The following is a 16,643-nucleotide window of genomic DNA, read 5'->3' on the forward strand; positions in this document are numbered from 1 at the left end:
CCCGCCGGCGGCCCAGCCGGGTCGTCGGCGGATCGGGTGACGGCAACGGTTCCCAGGCATTTCGAAGGGGGCGTCGCCCATGAAAATCGTGATGGCCATCATCAAGCCGTTCAAGCTCGAGGAGGTGCGCGACGCGCTCACCGGAATCGGCGTCCACGGCCTGACGGTGACGGAGGTGAAGGGCTATGGCCGCCAGAAGGGCCACACCGAGATCTACCGCGGTGCGGAATACGCGGTGAGCTTCCTGCCCAAGCTGAAGATCGAGGTGGCCGTCGCCTCGGACCTGACGTCGAGCGTGATCGACGCCATCGCGGGGGCGGCCCGCACCGGCCAGATCGGCGACGGCAAGATCTTCGTGATGCCGCTGGAGAAAGCCGTGCGCATCCGGACCGGCGAGACCGACGCCGACGCTCTCTGATCCGCGGCCCGGCGCGACCGGGCCAGCGAGCTGCAGATTCTCTCTTTTCAAACGACACGGATTTACGACCGGGAGCCACGTGCCCATGAAACTTCGTCATGCCCTCATGCTCGGCTTGGGAGGGGCGGCGATCGCCGCCCTCCTGATCGAGCCGTCCCTCGCGCAGACGCCGACACCGGAAGCCGCTTCGCCGCCGCCGTCACCGATTCCCAACAAGGGTGACACGGCCTGGATGCTGATTTCCTCGGCCCTCGTGCTGATGATGTCGGTGCCCGGCCTCGCGCTGTTCTACGGCGGCCTCGTGCGCACCAAGAACATGCTCTCGGTCCTGACCCAGGTCTTCGCCATCGTGGCGATCGTCGGCCTGCTCTGGGTGTTCTACGGTTACAGCCTCGCCTTCACCAACGGCGGCGGCATCAACGACTTCGTGGGCGGCTTCTCCAAGGCGTTCCTGAAGGGCATCGACCCGAACTCCACCGTGGCGACCTTCTCCAACGGCGTCGTGATCCCCGAATACGCCTATCTGTGCTTCCAGATGACGTTCGCGATGATCACCCCGGCGCTGATCATCGGTGCGTTCGCCGAGCGGATCAAGTTCTCGGCGCTGGTGGTGTTCGTGATCCTCTGGGTGACGTTCATCTACTTCCCGATGGCCCACATGGTCTGGTACTGGGGCGGCCCGGATGCGGTCGGCAACGCCGCCAAGGCGCTCGCCGCCGCCACGGACGACGCCTCGAAGGCGACTGCGCAGGCCGCCCTCGACGCCGTCAACAAGGATGCCGGCTTCCTCTTCCAGAAGGGCGCCCTCGACTTCGCCGGCGGCACCGTGGTGCACATCAACGCCGGTATCGCGGGCTTCGTCGGCTGCCTGATCCTCGGCAAGCGCATCGGCTACGGCCGCGACCTGCTCGCCCCGCACTCGCTGACCATGACGATGATCGGCGCGTCGCTCCTGTGGGTCGGCTGGTTCGGCTTCAACGCCGGCTCGAACCTCGAGTCCAACGGCACCACCGCGCTCGCCATGCTCAACACCTTCGTGGCGACCTGCGCCGCCGCCGTGGCGTGGCTGTTCGCCGAGTGGGTGCTCAAGGGCAAGCCGTCGCTGCTCGGCATGGTCTCGGGCGCGATCGCGGGTCTCGTGGCCGTCACCCCGGCCTCGGGCTTCGCCGGCCCGATGGGCTCGATCGTGCTCGGCCTCGTCGCCGGCGTGGTCTGCTTCGTGATGTGCTCCACGGTGAAGAACGCCATCGGCTACGACGACTCGCTCGACGTGTTCGGCGTGCACTGTGTCGGCGGCATCCTGGGTGCGCTCGCGACCGGCATCCTGGTCGACCCGAATCTCGGCGGCGTCGGCATCCCCGACTACTCGTCGAAGCCGGGCGAGATGGTGGTCGGCGCCTACGACATGATGAGCCAGGTGATCATCCAGGCCGAGGCGGTCGGCCTGACGCTGCTCTGGTCGGGCATCGGCTCGGCGATCCTCTACAAGCTCGTCGACCTGACGATCGGCCTGCGGGTGACGCAGGAGGAGGAGCGCGAGGGCCTCGACATCGCCGATCACGGCGAGCGCGCCTACAACTACTGAGACGGATGGCGCGGCCCTGCGGGGCCGCGTCTTCGAAACGGAAAACCCCGGCTCCGAAAGGGCCGGGGTTTTTCATGGGGCCAGGGCAAGATCGACGGCGGCCTCGGCGTGAATCGCGGTGGTGTCGTAAAGAGGAACGGGGCTGTCCTCCGGCCCGACCAGCAGCATGATCTCCGTGCAACCGAGGATGATCGCCTGGGCGCCCCGCTCGACGAGGCGGGCCATGATGGCGCGATATGCGTCGCGGGAGGCCGACTCGATCCGACCTTGGACCAACTCGTCGTAGATCACGCGATGGACGCATGCGCGGTCCGCCTCGTCCGGGATCAGGACATCCAGGCCGTAACGGTCCGCAAGCCGCCCCCGGTAGAAGTCCTGCGCCATGGTGAAGGCTGTCCCGAGCAGGCCAACCGACCGGAGCCCGGCCGTCCTGATACGTTCGGCTGTCGGATCGGCAATGTGCAGGAGCGGCACCGCGATGGCGCTCTGAATGTCGTCTGCCATGCGGTGCATCGTGTTGCTGCAGATGAGCACGATCTCGGCGCCGCCGCGCTGGAGGCGATCGGCCGCTTCAATCATGAGGCCGGTTGCATCGTCCCAGCGCCCCGCATGCTGCAGCGCTTCGATCTCGGCAAAATCGAACGACCACATCAGACAGCGCGCCGAGTGCAGCGGCCCGAGCCGGGCTCGAACGCGTTCGTTGATGAGCCGATAATATTCCGCAGAGCTTTCCCAGCTCAGCCCGCCGATGAGGCCGATGATCTTATGGGCCATTGCTTGCTCCGGGCATCGCCGGACTTTGCCGGTGATGCACGTTCCAGCGTTCGGCAAAGGCTCGATGCTTCAGCGTCTACGATCCGGGACGTGAGCCGCAAGGTCAAGACATAGATCGACACGCGGAACGACCGCGAGAAGGTCCTCGATCATGCCGGGGAGTTTCTGCCGCAGCGCTTCGAGCGAGGCCGCCTCCGTCGCGAGGCCGGGCACATCGCTGTCCGAGACGTACCAGACGGCGGCCTCCGAATCCCAGGCGCAGCGGACAACGGCGTGGCGACTCATCGCGGACCTCCGAAGCGTGGTCTGAGACGTCGCGCAATCCCGGCGCGGCGGCACGGTCGTGCGGCCGCTCCCGCAAGGGTGGACGGGAGCGGCGCAGGCCGGGTGTTCAGGCCGCCTTGGTCAGCGCCGCCTTCTCCTCCGCGAAGGCCCAGTCGAGCCAGGGCGTCAGCGCCTCCAGATCCGACGTCTCCACGGTGGCGCCGCACCAGATCCGCAGGCCCGCCGGGGCGTCGCGATAGGCGCCGATATCGAGGGCGACGCCCTCGCGGTCGAGGCGCTCGACGAGGCTGGAGGCGAAGGCCGACACCGCCGCGTCGCCGCGGGCCAGCACGTCCGGATCGGCGATCACGAGGCAGACCCCGGTATTCGAGTAGGTCGCCGGATCGACCGCGAGCGGCGCGATCCAGGGGGTGCGCGCCACCCAGTCGTAGATCACCTTCGCATTCGCATCCGCCCGGGCGTGCAGCACCGGAAGGCCGCCGATCCGCTCGGCCCAGGCCAGGGTGTCGAGGTAATCCTCAACCGCCAGCATGGAGGGCGTGTTGATCGTGTCGCCCTTGAAGATGCCCTCGATCAGCTTGCCGTCCTTGGTCAGGCGAAACACCTTCGGCAGCGGCCAGGACGGCGTGTGGCTTTCGAGCCTTGCCACGGCGCGGGGCGAGAGGATCAGCATCCCGTGGGCCGCCTCGCCGCCCATCACCTTCTGCCAGGAGAAGGTCACGACATCGAGCTTGTCCCAGGGCAGCGGCTGCGCGAAGGCCGCCGAGGTGGCGTCGCAGATCGTCAGACCCTCGCGGTCGGCCGCGATCCAGTCGCCGTCCGGCACCTTCACGCCGGCCGCGGTGCCGTTCCACGTGAAGACTACGTCGTTGTGCTTCGTGTCGATCGCGGCGAGATCCGGCAGGACGCCGTAGGGCGTCTGGTGGATGCGCGGATCGATCCTGAGCTGCTTCAGCGCGTCCGTGACCCATTCCTTGCCGAACGCCTCCCAGGCGGCGACCTCGACGGTTTTCGGCCCGAGCAGCGTCCACATCGCCATCTCGACCGCGCCGGTATCGGAGGCCGGCACGATGCCGATCCGGTAATCGGCGGGCACCTGCAGGACGGAGCGCGTCAGGTCGATCGCCCGGGCGAGCTTGGCCTTGCCCAGCGGCGAGCGGTGCGACCGGCCGAGCGCGGCCTCGGCCAGGGCGGCGGGGGTCCAGCCCGGGCGCTTGGCGCAGGGGCCGGAGGAGAAATGGGGCACGCGCGGGCGCTGCGTGGGGCGGCTGGTCATCGCGAATCCATCCTGCAGAGGAGCGCTCCTCGGCGGGGAGGAGAACCCAGCTTCGCGCATGCGCCGAAACCGGCCGTCTGGCAAGCGCTTGTCAGCCTTGCAATCCTGACGGGTTGGCCCCGGCCGGGACAGGCAGTCGGCGCGCGCGGAACAGTCGATTAAGCCTGGCCCGTTAGGCTTAATGCTGTGCCGCGTAGCGTTTGAGGTACAGCGATGTCTATGCACAGCGCCGGGATAGTGGCGGTCTGGTCTGCTCTGCTTGTGGTTATTGGGGCGTTAACGGCCCATATCGCGCTCCCGAGCCGCCTGCGACGGCCGGAGCCGCGGGCCCTCCAATGCGATCCCCTGGACTACGACCGGGACGGTCCGGTGATCGACTTGGAGGCGGCCTGAGCGACGCCGGGGAGATCCGGCCGCCGCTCGGCGGTGATGCGCTCGGCCTCTTCCCGCCGCCAGCGCGCGATGGCGGCGTGGTTGCCGCCGGACAGCACGTCGGGGATCGCGCGGCCCTCCCAGTCGCGGGGCCGCGTGTAATGCGGATACTCGAGGAGGCCGCCCTCGAAGCTCTCCTCGACGCCCGATTCCGTCTTGCCCATCACGCCGGGCAGGAGCCGCACGCAGGCATCGAGCACCACCAGGGCGGCGATCTCGCCCCCCGAGAGCACGTAATCGCCGATCGACACCTCCTCCAGGCCGCGCCCGGCGATCACCCGCTCGTCCACCCCCTCGAACCGGCCGCAGACGATCACCGCGCCGGGGCCGTCCGCGAGGGCGCGGACCCGCGCCTGGGTCAGCGGCCGGCCGCGGGGGGACATCAGCAGCCTGGGGCGCGGATCGTCGGCGGGGCTCGCAGCGTCGATGGCAGCCGCCAGCACGTCGCAGCGCAGGACCATGCCGGCGCCGCCCCCGGCCGGGGTGTCGTCCACCGCCCGGTGGCGGCCGAGGCCATGCTCGCGGATGTTGCGGGCCTCCAGGCTCCAGGTGCCCCGGGCGAGGGCATCGCCCGAGAGCGAGACGCCGAGGGGGCCGGGGAACATCTCCGGGTACAGGGTGAGGATCGTGGCCCGCCAGGGCGTGTCCGTGCGCGTCATGGCGCTTGATCGCGCGCACGGGGCGGCCCGGTCAACGCCGGAGAGTTTCGGACGCCCGCCGGCGCCCCGCCATCAGGGCGTGGCCGACGCGGCCGGATAGTAGGGGGAGTAGATGGCGCTGCTCGCGGCGCGGGTCACCTCCGCATCGAACAGGCGGACGCTCAAGTTGCCCCCGATCCGGGCCGCGAACGGGACGAGCAACCCGTCGATATAGGCCTGCGCGTTCTTCAGGCTGTCGAACGCGTAGAAGCCGCCGACGCTGTTGGTCTTGATGCCGCTCAGCCACGTTTTCGATAGGAGGCCCGCAAATGTTTTCATGTCCTCGTCGATGGGCTGCCATTCGATCGTCTCGAACGGGATGGAAACTTGGTACTCGGCATAGAGAAAGACGGCCGGGATGGTCATGAAACGGCTCTCCTGCATGATCGAATGGGTCGGTCGGGGGTCAGAACGGTTCCTTGAAGGGGCGGACATCCAGTTCGTGGGTCCAGGCGCTGCGGGGTTGGGTGTGGAGGAACCAGTAGAGGTCTGCGACATCCGCGACCGACAGGAGACCCTCCGCGCCACGCGCCGCGACCAGGGTCGGGAAATGCGTCGCGGCATAATCGCCCTGCAGAACGCCATCGATCACGACATGGACGACGTGCAGGCCCTCGGGGCCGAACTCGCGCGCCAGGCCCTGGGCGACCGCGCGGAGGGCCGCCTTGGCGGAGGCGAAGCCCAGGAAGGGCGGCCTGGCGCGCAGCGAGGCCGTGGCACCCGTGACGAGGAGTGTTCCGCCCCCTGAGGGCGGCAGGTGACGGGCGGCCTCCCGGCCGACCAGGAACCCGCCCAACGCGCTTTGCCGCCACAGGGTCTCGAACGGCCCCGCTCCCAGGTCCAGGGCCGGCGCAGGCAGGTTGCCGCCCGCGTTGAACACCACCAGTTCCGGCCGCCCGATCGCCCGGCCGCGCGCGAACAGGGCCGCGACCTGGGCTTCGTCGGTGGCATCGGTCGGCACGGCCTCGCCTCGGCCGCCCGCTTCGGTGATGCCGGCCACGATCGCGCCGAGGCGCCGCTGGGTGCGCCCGGCCACCAAGACCGTGAGACCTTCGGCGGCGAAGCGACGGGCCAGCGCCGCTCCGAGCCCGTCGACGGCTCCCGCCCCGACAACGATGGCGACGCGTGCAGCCATGGGGAGCCGACGCCGGACGTCAGGGCGTTGCCGGGATCGGCGCACCCGCGTCGCCGAGGGGCGCATAAGGGGCCGGCCGGACGATCATGATGTCGAATGGTTTGTGGCCGGCGACCCGGCCCGGCCGAAGACCAGGATGAAATTGTTGGCCGGCCGCTCGATCGTCTCCGTGAGAACGATGCCGTGCGGCCTGGCCGCGGCCTCGAGATCGCGCACATCCTTCAACCCCCATTCCGGCACGGCCGCGGCGCGGATCTCCTCGTCGAAGGCTTGGTTCGATGGGGTCGTGTACCGACCGTCGATCTTGAACGGGCCGTAGATGTAGACGCGGCCGTCATCCTTCAGGGTCTTCGCGGCCAGGGCGGCGATCCCGTCGTTGATGGCAACGGGGGCGACCTGGAAGATGTTGATGACGAAGATCGCGTCGTAGCGCCTTTCGTCGGACGGAAACGTCGCGGCATCGGTCAGATCGATGCGGATCGGGTCGCGGACGTTGGCGTTCCCCTGCTCGGCGCGCTTGGCCTCGATCGAGGCGAAGACCTCCTCGGTCAGGTCCGAGGGCTGAAACGCCACGTCGGGGAAATGCGGGGCGAAGTAGTTGATGTGCAATCCGGCGCCGCTGGCCAGTTCCAGGACGTCGCCGGTCTTCGGAAAACGCTCCCGGAACACCTCCAGGATCGGATTGCGGTTGCGGCGTCCGGCCCAGGCCACGTAGTCGCTGAGCGGGTGGGGATCGATCGCCGGACGCGGCTCGTCCACGAACGGGAGGATGCTTGCACTCATGGGACCTCCTGCGGTGCCGGGAGCGAGAGCAGGGCACCGAGCGCGGAATCCACCGCGCGGTTGTAGTCAGGGTCGAGGCCGAACAGGGCGAGGTGGCCCCAGGGCGAGGTGACGCGCACCAGTCGGCTGTGCGGAACCAGCCGTTGCTCCGCCTCGATATCGGCCAGGGGGAAGAAGCCGTCTTCCTCGATGGCGATGACGGAAACCTGCGCCGTCACGCGGGCCAGAGCCCGGGCCAGATCGCCCCCGCCATGCGGGCGCGCGTCGCCGCTCCGCCATTTGCGCAGCAGGGTGAGCAGGTTGTTCGGGTCCTGCGGAAGGAAATGGCCCTCCACGAAGCCGGTGAGGAAATCGTCGACCGTGGTGAAGCCGTGGTCGCGCCAGAGCGCCCGGTTGAACAGCGCCGGCGTGAAGCCCGCGGCGGCGAACAGGCGGGCATGACGCCGGAGCCCCCTGTGGACGGCGCCCTCGGCGTACCAGCCGTCGTCATAGGCGGGGTCGGCGGTTATGGCCTCGATGAACGTGTCCACCAGCAGCTGGTTGTGCGGCGTCGTCGCGGCGGTGCCGGCGATCGGGGCCGCCCGGGCGACGGCTTCCGGGAAGCGGACGGCCCATTCCCAGGTTTGTTGGGCGCCCATCGAGCCGCCCAGAACCAGCGCCAGCCGTGTGATGCCGAAAGCCTCGGTGACGAGCCGGTGCTGCGCCCTGACATCGTCGGCGATGGAGGGCTGCGGGAAGCGGGCTCTGCCGTAGGGCGGCGGCACCGTCGTTGGCGACGACGATACGCCGTTGCCGATCTGATTGACCAGGATGATGAAATATCGATCGGGATCCAGCGGTCTGCCGCGGCCGATATAGGCCTGTTCGAGAATCGTGTGCGTGCCGGAATACCAAGTCGGAAACAGGATGGCGTTGCTTTTATCTGGATTCAGATTGCCAAACGTTGTGTAGGCGATGCGCAGGTCGCGGATCTTTGCGCCGTTCTCCAGGACGAAATCGCCGATCGCGAAAGCATCATGCTCTTCTCGAGCGTCGTTGCGAGCTTCTTCGGGCATCTGAAGCAATCTGCCGTCTCAATTGTCGTCAATTAATAGACCATCCATTCGAGAAATACCATATCGTTTATGTTGGCGATTGGAGAATGTTGTATTTGCCTGTCCGGTTCTAGTTGTTCGTGGTGATCGATTTTCTACTCCTCTTCTACGCCTTGCCTTCGGGGCCGGCCTGCGCTGCGGACGCGCTTGCCCCGCCCGGTGCGCTAGCGGTCGCTTTCCCCCGCGCCCGATCGGCGGCCGGCGCCGCAGACGGTGCGGCCCTGCCGGTCCGGGGCGACGCAGCGGTAGGGCGCCTGAAGAGGCGTGCGGTGAGCGGTGCAACCTTCACCCTTTCTCAGCTCAAGGTTGTCAGCATCGCGGACCCGTCGCCCACGATGCAGGCCGCCGCATGCTCCTCGGACTCTGGCTCGATCAACCGCTCTGGGCGATCTTCGCGGTGCTGGCCCTGCTGTTCGGCGCCCTCAGCGCGGTCCTGTACGGGCTGTCGCATCTGCGCCCGACGCGTCCGGTGATGCGCCGCCTCGGCGCCGGCATGGTGCCCACCTATTTCACCGCGCTCGCGACCCTGCTGGCCCTGCTCACGGGCTTCGTGGCCAACGATGCCTGGGAGCGCCAGCGTTCGGCCGCCCGCGCCCTCCAGGCCGAGCGCGCCGATGCCCTGGCGCTCTACGATCTCAGCCTCGCCTCGGCCTCCGACATGCGCAACATCCGGGCAGCCCTCGTCGCCTATCTCGACGCGGTGATCGAGCGGGAATGGCCGCGGATGAGCGAGGGCGGCTATGCCCCGGAGGCCGGGGCCGGGCTGCGGCGCCTCTTGGAGACGGTCTCCGATCCGAAGATCACCGCGGAGGCGGGGGCGCCGACCCACAGCGCGCTGGTCGGCGCCGCCATGGCGCTGCGGGGCGACCGCGGCGAGCGGCTGGCGCTCAGCCAGACCGCCAGCGATGGGACCAAGTGGCTGACCCTGCTGATCCTGGCGGCGCTCACCCTGGTGGCCCTGGGCCTCGTCCACACGGAGCACCCCGCCGCCCAGGCGACGGTTCTGACGACCTTCTCGCTGGCGATGGTCACCACCCTCGGCCTGATCGCGCTCCACGAGCGGCCCTTCGACGGGCCGCTGGCGCTGAGCGCCGAGCCGCTGGTGATCGCCCGGACCGCGGTGGCGGCGCCGGCGCCGTAGCACATCCCGTTGATTCGGCCGAGGGACCGATATTCCAAACCAATCCCCTCATCCTGAGGCTCGCTGCGCTCGCACCTCAGGATGAGGGGGATTGTTCGGAGATCCGGAAACAGGCCTGACTCCCCGCCGCGGCGGCCTCAGCCCGGATCGTCGGCCGGCTTCTCCCCCGGCGGGGCGAACAGATCCTCCGGCGCCGCCACGGTGACGCGGCGCTGCGCCATGTCGAGCACCGGCACGAAGGCCTTGGTGAAGGGCAGCAGCGCCGTGGCGCCGCCGTTCGGCGGGCGCAGTTCCAGAAGGTCGCCGCCGCCATAGTTCGGCACGGCTACGATCGTCCCGATCACGGTGCCGGCCTCATCCACGGCCGTGGCGCCGATCAGGTCGGCCGCATAGACCTCGTCCTCGTCCTCGGGGGCGGCCAAGCGGTCACGGGGGATGTAGAGCGCGACCCGGTTCAACGCCTCGGCGGCTGTACGGCCGGAGACGCCCTTCACCCGGGCGATCAGCATGTCGGGGGAGGTGCCCGGCGCGGGGCGCACCTCGGCGAGCGTCAGGCTGCGGCCGTCCGCGGTCAGGAGGGCGCCGTAGGTGGCGATCGCCCGCGGATCGGACGTGTAGGATTTGAGGCGGACCTCGCCGGTAAGCCCGTGCGCCCGCCCGAACTCGCCCATCAGGACGAGGTTCGGGTCGGCCGGCGACGCCGGCTTGGGGGCCGGCGCCTTGGGCGATGTCGCGGCGTCGGGCGCGATCGCGCCGACCGCCGCGTTCATGCGGCCCCGACGGCCGCCGTCGCGGGGGGAGGGACCTGCGGGGCGGCGCGCCATGATCCGCGCCTTAAGCGGCGGCGTCCTCGGCGGGGGCGGCGGCCTTCTCGGCCCGCTTGGCGGCGCGCTCCTTGGCCTTCTCGCCCGGCTCGGCCTTCTGCGGGTTGTTGCGGGTCGGGCGCTTGGCCAGGCCCGCCTGGTCGAGGAAGCGCAGGACGCGGTCGGTCGGCTGCGCGCCCTTGGCGAGCCAGCCCTGGATCTTCTCGTTGTCGAGCACGATGCGGGCCGGATCGTCCTTGGCCTTCATCGGGTCGTAGGCGCCGACCTTGTCGATGAAGCGGCCGTCGCGCGGGGCGCGGGCGTCGGCGACGACGATGCGGTAATAGGGGCGCTTCTTGGCGCCGCCGCGGGTGAGACGGATCTTGAGGGCCATGGTCTGACTACTTTCGCTGTTGCTCGATCTGGGACTCGTGGTCCGCCTTGATCGACTGGTGGTGCCGAATGACTTCCTTGACCACGAAGGCCAGAAACTTCTCGGCAAAATCGGGGTCGAGCTTGGCCTCGACCGCGAGCTTGCGGAGCCGGGCGACCTGACGGGCCTCCCGGTCCGGATCGGAAGGGGGGATCCCCTTTCGGGCCTTGAGCTCGCCGACCCGCTGCGTGCAGCGGAACCGCTCGGCGAGGAGATGGATCAGTGCCGCATCGAAGTTGTCGATGCTGTCGCGCAGACGCGCGAGTTCGGGATCGACGGCCTGCGCCGCGAGCACGCTCATTTCTTCTTCCCCGGCATGAACCCACCGAGACCCGGCAGCTTCGGGCCGCCGAGGCCCGGAAGCCCCGGAAGCTTCGGCATGCCGCCCCCGCCGCCCAGGCCCGGCGGCATCGGCGGCAGCTTGCCGCCGAACTGCTTTTCCAGGGCCGCGATCTGCTCCGGCGTCGGTTCCGGCATGCCGGGGGGAAGGCCGGGCATGCCGCCGCCCATTCCACCCCCCATGCCGCCGCCCAGGCCGAACATCGAGCCGAGCGCCTGCCCGATCCCGCGTTTTCCGGAGCCCATCGCCTTCATCATGTCGGCCATGGTCCGGTGCATCTTCAGGAGCTTGTTGATCTCCGAGACATCGACGCCCGCGCCCGCCGCGATGCGCTTCTTGCGGGAGTTCTTGAGGAGGTCGGGGTTCTTCCGCTCCTGCGGGGTCATCGACGAGATGATGGCGCGCTGGCGCTTGAACATCTTCTCGTCGAGATTGGCGCCCTCGACCTGCTTCTTGATCGCGCCCATGCCGGGCAGCATGCCCATCAGGCCGCCGATCCCACCCATCTTCTCCATCTGGGCGAGCTGCATGGACAGGTCTTCGAGATCGAACTTGCCCTTGCGCATCTTCTCCGCGGTGCGGAGCGCCTGCTCGTGGTCGATGGTCTCGGCGGCCTTCTCGACGAGCGAGACGATGTCGCCCATGCCGAGGATGCGGTTGGCGACGCGGGACGGGTGGAATTCCTCCAGCGCATCGACCTTCTCGCCGGTGCCGACGAGCTTGATCGGCTTGCCGGTGACGGCGCGCATCGACAAAGCCGCGCCGCCGCGGGAATCGCCGTCCATCCGGGTCAGCACGATGCCGGTCACGCCGAGGCGCTGGTCGAAGGCGCGGGCGGTGTTGACCGCGTCCTGGCCGGTCAGCGCGTCGGCGACGAGCAGCACCTCGTGGGGCTTGGTCGCGGCCTTCACCTCGGCGGCCTCGGCCATCAGGCCCTCGTCCACCGTGGTGCGGCCGGCGGTGTCGAGCATCACCACGTCGAAACCGCCGAGCCGGGCGGCATCCATGGCGCGCCTGGCGATCTGCACCGCCGACTGGCCGGCGATGATCGGCAGCGACTCGACGCCGACCTGCTTCGCCAGCACCGCGAGCTGCTCCATGGCGGCCGGGCGGCGGGTGTCGAGGGAGGCGAGCAGCACCTTGCGCTTCTCGCGCTCGGAGAGCCGCCGGGCGATCTTGGCGGTGGTGGTGGTCTTGCCCGAGCCCTGCAGGCCGACCATCAGGATCGGCACCGGGGCGGGGGCGTTGAGATCGATCGTCTCGGCGTCGGTGCCGAGCATCGCCACGAGCTCGTCGTTGACGATCTTCACGACCATCTGGCCGGGCGTCACCGACTTGAGCACGACGGCGCCGACCGCCTTCTCCTTCACCTTGTCGGTGAAGCCGCGCACGACTTCGAGGGCGACGTCGGCCTCCAGCAGGGCGCGGCGCACCTCGCGCATGGCGGCGGTGACGTCGGCCTCGGTGAGCGCTCCCCGGCGGGTGAGCCCCGAGAGGATGCCGGAGAGGCGGTCGGACAGACCTTCGAACATGCTCTGACGCCCCGCGCTTACTGTTCGAGCCCGGCGCGCTCGACGCGGCGCGCCTGGAGGGCGGCCTCGAAGCTGCGCAGGGCCTTGGCGAACTTGTCCCGGCATTCCGGGTTGCAGAAGCCCACCACGGCGCCGTTATAGAGCGTCAGCGAGTCGGCCGAGATCGGCTTGCCCGACCACGGGCAGGTCTCGTTGATCGCGTCCTCGATCTTCAACGTTTGCTGATCTGGCGTCATGCGGGTGCCTCGGCCGGCGGGGCCCGTCGTGGCGAAACGGCCAACACCCATCGCGCCCGAGGGCGCAGACGCGCTGTCGGGCGTTGACCTCCGGCCTCATGGGACCGGTCGGCTTGGCATCGGTCGATCTGCTTCGGATCGGGAGCGCGGGGCGTAGCCGCGCCGGCGGCGAAAGTCAATTTTTGCTCCGATTTTCCCGGATCAGGCTTCGGGCGCGGGAAGCGGATCCGGAATCCGGCATTCGCTCGAAAACAGCCGCTCGGCGATGAAATCGACCGTCACGCGCACCTTTGGGGAGAGATGGCGGCTCGACGGCCAGATCAGGTTGAACTGCCCCGGTGCATCGAGATGATCGAGGAGGAGAGGCACGAGGGTGCCCGCTCTCAGCGCACCCGCCACCAAGAAGTCCGGCATGCAGCCGACCCCGAGGCCGGACAGGACTGCGCCGTGCAGCGCCTCCATGTTGTTGCACACGATCCTGTGGCGCCGGTCGGGTTCTGCGTCGCCCTCGGGCTGGCGCAGGGGCCAGACCTGGACCTTGCCGGAATTCGGAAAGCGGAAGCCGATGCTGGCGTGTCCGTCGAGCTCCCGCGGCGTCCTCGGAACGCCGAACTGGTCGAGATAGGCCGGTGCTGCACAGAGCAGCAGCCGGAACGGCCGCAGCGCCCGCCCCATGATTCGGCCATCCGGCAAGGGGCCGCTGCGGATCGCCACGTCGACCCCTTCCTCGATCAGGTCGACGAGCCGGTCGGAGAAGTCGAGATCGGGTTCGATCTCCGGGTAGCGTGCCAGGAAATCCGGCAGCACCGGCAGCAGCAAGTGATAGGCGACGATCGGGCAGGAGATCCGGACTCGCCCGCGCGGAGCCTCGCGCGACCGCAGGACACTCGCATGCGCGTCGTCGAGGTCGTCGAGGATGCGCCGGCAGCGCTCGTGGAAGGCCCGCCCCTCGTCGGTCAAGCGAAGGCTGCGCGTGGAGCGCTGGAGAAGGCGCACACCGAGCTGGTTCTCCAGCTTGGTCACCGCCTTGCCGACCGCGGAGGGCGACAGCCCGAGCGCGCGGCCGGCGGCGACGAAGCTGCCGAGATCAGCCGTGCGCACGAAGGCGGACAGGCCAGCCAGTCGATTCATCACGGGTCCATTCGAGCGTTCCGTGCCGGATTGATCGGAACGGAGCCGGTCTTATCGCCCATTCGAGCGCAGATAAACTGAACGCAGGCCGGGGGGCGATGGCGCCTCCCGCTTTGCCTCCCCTTTCGCCTCGGACGATATCCTCATGCTTCACGCGCGCGTCGCGCCGCAGGTCGGCGCCACGAAACGGCTCGCCCTGCTCGCCATCTGCCTCGCCGCGGTGGCGATGCCGCTGGCCTTCACTGGCACCGCCGTCGCCCTACCGGCGATCGGCCGCAGCCTGGAGGGCGGCCCCGTCGCCATGGCCTGGGCCACCAACGCCTTCATGCTGACCTTCGGCTCGACCCTGCTGGCGGCCGGCGCCCTCGCCGACCGGTACGGGCGCAAGCGCATCTTCCTCGCCGGCACGGGCGCCTTCGCGCTGGCCTCGCTCGCGCTCGTGGCCGCGCCCGACATCCTGGTCTTCGACCTGTTGCGCGGTCTTCAGGGGTTCGCCGCCGCGGCCGCCTATGCGGGGGGCGCAGCCGCCCTGGCGCAGGAATTCGAAGGGTCGGAGCGGCTGCGCGCCTTCAGCTTCCTCGGCACGAGTTTCGGTGTCGGGCTGTCGCTGGGGCCGATCGCGTCGGGCCTGATGATCGAGGCCTTCGGCTGGCGCAGCGTCTTCCTGACGGTGGTCGGCTTCACGACGCTCGCCACGCTCCTCGGCCGCCGGGCGGTGCGGGACAGCCGCGATCCCGCGGCCTCGCGGCTCGACTGGCGCGGCGCCCTCTGCTTCACCGCGATGCTGACGCTGTTCACCTACGGGATGCTGCTCGTCCCCGCGCGCGGTGGGGCCGACAGCGTCGTCCTCGGCTGCCTCTCCGGGGCCGGCCTCTGCCTGGCGGCCTTCATCGTCATTGAGCGGCGGGTGGCGCGGCCGATGCTCGATCTCGGCCTGTTCCGCTACGCCCGCTTCGTCGGCGTCCAGCTGCTCGCGGCCGCGCCGGCCTACGGGTTCGTGATCCTGCTGATCCTGCTGCCGGTGCGGTTCGTCGGCATCGAGGAAATGGGTGAGGCCGCGGCGGGCAGCCTGATGGTCGCGCTCTCGGCGCCGCTCGTCGTCCTGCCGGTGGCCGCCGGGACGCTGACGCGCTGGCTCCGGCCGGCCACGATCTGCGGCGTAGGCCTCCTGGTCTCGTCCGGTGGCCTCCTCTGGCTGGCGCTCACGCCCATCGGCGCGCCTCCCCTCGTCACCGCCCTGCCGATGCTCCTCGTCGGCATCGGGATCAGCCTGCCCTGGGGCCTGATGGACGGCCTCGCCGTCAGCGTCGTCCCGAAGGAGCGCGCCGGCATGGCCAGCGGCCTGTTCTCGACCGTGCGGGTCGCCGGCGAAGGCGTGGCGCTCGCCGTGGTGGGCGCGGTCCTGTCGCTCCTCATCGCCGCGCGGATCGATGCCGTTGGCCCAGGCGGACCCGTTTCGCTGGCGAGCCAGCTTCTGGCCGGCGGCGATCTCCGGGGCGCCCTCACCGTGATGCCCGGCCTCCTGCCGGAGACGGTGGTGGCGCTCTACGGCGCGGCTTTCGGCCGGCTCCTGGGCCTGCTCGCCGGCATCACGGCCATCACCGCTCTGGTGGTCTTCCTGATGCTCGGCCGGAGCGACGGGGCTACCGTGCCGCTCGGCGCCGGGGACCAGGCCGCGGCCTGAGCGGCGTCCGGCCCTCTCCGCGGCCAGGGAACGCGCCGCTCTTTTACCAGTCGTTAAGCATGTTCCGCCTTCACTCGGCGCATTCCATCAGGACGCCGCCCATGTCGGAACCCGCCCGCTCCCTGCCGCCCGAGTCCGGCAACCGCCCCGCGCCCGGTCCGCTGCGGGACTGGCTCTCGGCGATGAAGACGCACAGCCCGGCCGAGGCCGCCCGTCCCGATCCGAAGGCCGGTCGCGGAACCGCCGAGGCCGCGTGGTCGCCGCGGGTGGTGGCGCCCGCCGGCCCGGCGCAGGCAGCCGAGCCCGAGGATGCCGACATCTCCGAGCTGATGGCCGAGAACCTGATGCTGAAGGCGAAGCTGCGCCTCGAGCACGAGCGGCAGGACGAGTTGCAGGCGATGCTCGCCGAGGAGATCCGCACCCTGCGCGCGCATATCCAGGACGAGATCGGCTCCCTCGAAGAGCTGCGGGCCGAGCAGGCGGCGATGCGTGGGGAGCGCGAGCGATTCCGGACCGAGCGCGAGGCGATGCAGGCCGAGCGGGAGAAGGCGGCCGCCGAGCGCGTCGCCCTCGTCGGCGAGCGCGACGCGCTGCGCGAGGAGCGCGACCTGTGGCGCGCCCGGACCGAGGCCCTGGCCCAGCCGCTGTTCCAGATGCAGAAGCGCTAGACCTTCAACGACGAAGGGCCACCCGAGAGGATGGCCCTTCCATTGCCGAACCGTGCTGTCCGGCGGAACTGTCCCGAGATCGGGGCTCTGACGCGTCTTAGAGCGACGCGCCGGAGGCGACGGTCCAGGTCCGATGAGCCGAGACACACGGCTGATGACAATGAGACACTGGATCACCTCCTTTCGTTGGTTGCG

General features: G+C 69.6%; 19 protein-coding genes. 5 read left to right on the forward strand and 14 right to left on the reverse strand.

Features of this window, described 5'->3' with window-relative positions:
• Positions 1-79 precede the first annotated feature (79 nt).
• Both FVE89_RS02835 and FVE89_RS02840 read left to right on the forward strand, forming a co-directional pair.
• Positions 80-418 (forward strand): P-II family nitrogen regulator, encoded by a 339-nt coding sequence (locus tag FVE89_RS02835; protein ID WP_010683623.1) that lies wholly within the window; start codon positions 80-82, stop codon positions 416-418.
• Positions 419-503: 85 nt separating this feature from the next.
• On the forward strand, positions 504-2,003 hold the full coding sequence (locus FVE89_RS02840) for an ammonium transporter (protein WP_160532592.1): 1,500 nt from the start codon (positions 504-506) through the stop codon (positions 2,001-2,003).
• Positions 2,004-2,075: 72 nt separating this feature from the next.
• Here FVE89_RS02840 and FVE89_RS02845 read toward each other — a convergent pair whose 3' ends face one another.
• From FVE89_RS02845 to FVE89_RS02880, 8 genes are all read right to left on the reverse strand, one after another.
• Positions 2,076-2,777 (reverse strand): aspartate/glutamate racemase family protein, encoded by a 702-nt coding sequence (locus tag FVE89_RS02845; RefSeq protein WP_160532593.1) that lies wholly within the window; start codon positions 2,775-2,777, stop codon positions 2,076-2,078.
• 69 nt (positions 2,778-2,846) lie between these two features.
• On the reverse strand, positions 2,847-3,062 hold the full coding sequence (locus tag FVE89_RS02850) for a DUF1902 domain-containing protein (RefSeq protein ID WP_160532594.1): 216 nt from the start codon (positions 3,060-3,062) through the stop codon (positions 2,847-2,849).
• A 106-nt stretch (positions 3,063-3,168) separates the two neighbouring features.
• Positions 3,169-4,338, reverse strand: coding sequence for a phosphoserine transaminase (locus FVE89_RS02855; protein WP_160532595.1), 1,170 nt, complete (start codon positions 4,336-4,338; stop codon positions 3,169-3,171).
• A 350-nt stretch (positions 4,339-4,688) separates the two neighbouring features.
• Positions 4,689-5,429, reverse strand: coding sequence for a tRNA (guanosine(37)-N1)-methyltransferase TrmD (gene trmD, locus FVE89_RS02860; RefSeq protein WP_160532596.1), 741 nt, complete (start codon positions 5,427-5,429; stop codon positions 4,689-4,691).
• A 72-nt stretch (positions 5,430-5,501) separates the two neighbouring features.
• On the reverse strand, positions 5,502-5,834 hold the full coding sequence (locus tag FVE89_RS02865) for a YdhR family protein (protein ID WP_160532597.1): 333 nt from the start codon (positions 5,832-5,834) through the stop codon (positions 5,502-5,504).
• 40 nt (positions 5,835-5,874) lie between these two features.
• Positions 5,875-6,603: an SDR family NAD(P)-dependent oxidoreductase gene (locus FVE89_RS02870; RefSeq protein ID WP_160532598.1), complete on the reverse strand. Its 729-nt coding sequence runs from the start codon at positions 6,601-6,603 to the stop codon at positions 5,875-5,877.
• An 84-nt stretch (positions 6,604-6,687) separates the two neighbouring features.
• Complete coding sequence (locus FVE89_RS02875) at positions 6,688-7,386, reverse strand: DUF938 domain-containing protein (RefSeq protein WP_160532599.1); 699 nt, start codon at positions 7,384-7,386, stop codon at positions 6,688-6,690.
• On the reverse strand, positions 7,383-8,441 hold the full coding sequence (locus FVE89_RS02880) for an alpha/beta fold hydrolase (protein ID WP_160532600.1): 1,059 nt from the start codon (positions 8,439-8,441) through the stop codon (positions 7,383-7,385). The genes FVE89_RS02875 and FVE89_RS02880 overlap by 4 nt, the downstream gene beginning before the upstream one ends.
• Before the next feature lie 388 nt (positions 8,442-8,829).
• On the opposite strand from FVE89_RS02880, the gene FVE89_RS02885 reads away from it, so the two are divergent.
• Positions 8,830-9,621 carry a DUF4239 domain-containing protein gene (locus FVE89_RS02885; RefSeq protein ID WP_160532601.1) on the forward strand — a complete coding sequence of 264 codons (792 nt, stop codon included), beginning with the start codon at positions 8,830-8,832 and terminating at the stop codon, positions 9,619-9,621.
• 137 nt (positions 9,622-9,758) lie between these two features.
• On the opposite strand, the gene rimM is transcribed toward FVE89_RS02885, so the two are convergent.
• The 6 genes from rimM to FVE89_RS02915 all read right to left on the reverse strand — a co-directional run bounded on the left by rimM (position 9,759) and on the right by FVE89_RS02915 (position 14,096).
• Positions 9,759-10,445: a ribosome maturation factor RimM gene (gene rimM / locus FVE89_RS02890; protein WP_160532602.1), complete on the reverse strand. Its 687-nt coding sequence runs from the start codon at positions 10,443-10,445 to the stop codon at positions 9,759-9,761.
• A 10-nt stretch (positions 10,446-10,455) separates the two neighbouring features.
• Entirely contained in the window at positions 10,456-10,818 is a 363-nt protein-coding gene (gene rpsP / locus FVE89_RS02895; protein WP_010683629.1) for a 30S ribosomal protein S16, read from the reverse strand.
• Between the two features lie 7 nt (positions 10,819-10,825).
• Positions 10,826-11,158 (reverse strand): chorismate mutase, encoded by a 333-nt coding sequence (locus FVE89_RS02900; RefSeq protein ID WP_012320554.1) that lies wholly within the window; start codon positions 11,156-11,158, stop codon positions 10,826-10,828.
• Positions 11,155-12,729, reverse strand: a complete 1,575-nt coding sequence (ffh, locus tag FVE89_RS02905; RefSeq protein WP_160532603.1) for a signal recognition particle protein — start codon at positions 12,727-12,729, stop codon at positions 11,155-11,157. The genes FVE89_RS02900 and ffh overlap by 4 nt, the downstream gene beginning before the upstream one ends.
• A 17-nt stretch (positions 12,730-12,746) precedes the next feature.
• Positions 12,747-12,965, reverse strand: coding sequence for a glutathione S-transferase (locus FVE89_RS02910; protein ID WP_160532604.1), 219 nt, complete (start codon positions 12,963-12,965; stop codon positions 12,747-12,749).
• A 201-nt stretch (positions 12,966-13,166) separates the two neighbouring features.
• On the reverse strand, positions 13,167-14,096 hold the full coding sequence (locus FVE89_RS02915) for a LysR family transcriptional regulator (protein ID WP_160532605.1): 930 nt from the start codon (positions 14,094-14,096) through the stop codon (positions 13,167-13,169).
• Between the two features lie 145 nt (positions 14,097-14,241).
• Here FVE89_RS02915 and FVE89_RS02920 point away from each other — a divergent pair, with 145 nt between their 5' ends.
• Positions 14,242-15,780 carry an MFS transporter gene (locus FVE89_RS02920; protein WP_160532606.1) on the forward strand — a complete coding sequence of 513 codons (1,539 nt, stop codon included), beginning with the start codon at positions 14,242-14,244 and terminating at the stop codon, positions 15,778-15,780.
• Between the two features lie 101 nt (positions 15,781-15,881).
• The gene (locus tag FVE89_RS02925; RefSeq protein ID WP_160532607.1) at positions 15,882-16,448 is read left to right on the forward strand and encodes an ATPase; all 567 of its coding nucleotides are present in this window, start codon (positions 15,882-15,884) and stop codon (positions 16,446-16,448) included.
• Positions 16,449-16,643: the final 195 nt, after the last annotated feature.

The organism is Methylobacterium sp. 2A, from assembly GCF_009806555.1.
Lineage (GTDB): Bacteria > Pseudomonadota > Alphaproteobacteria > Rhizobiales > Beijerinckiaceae > Methylobacterium.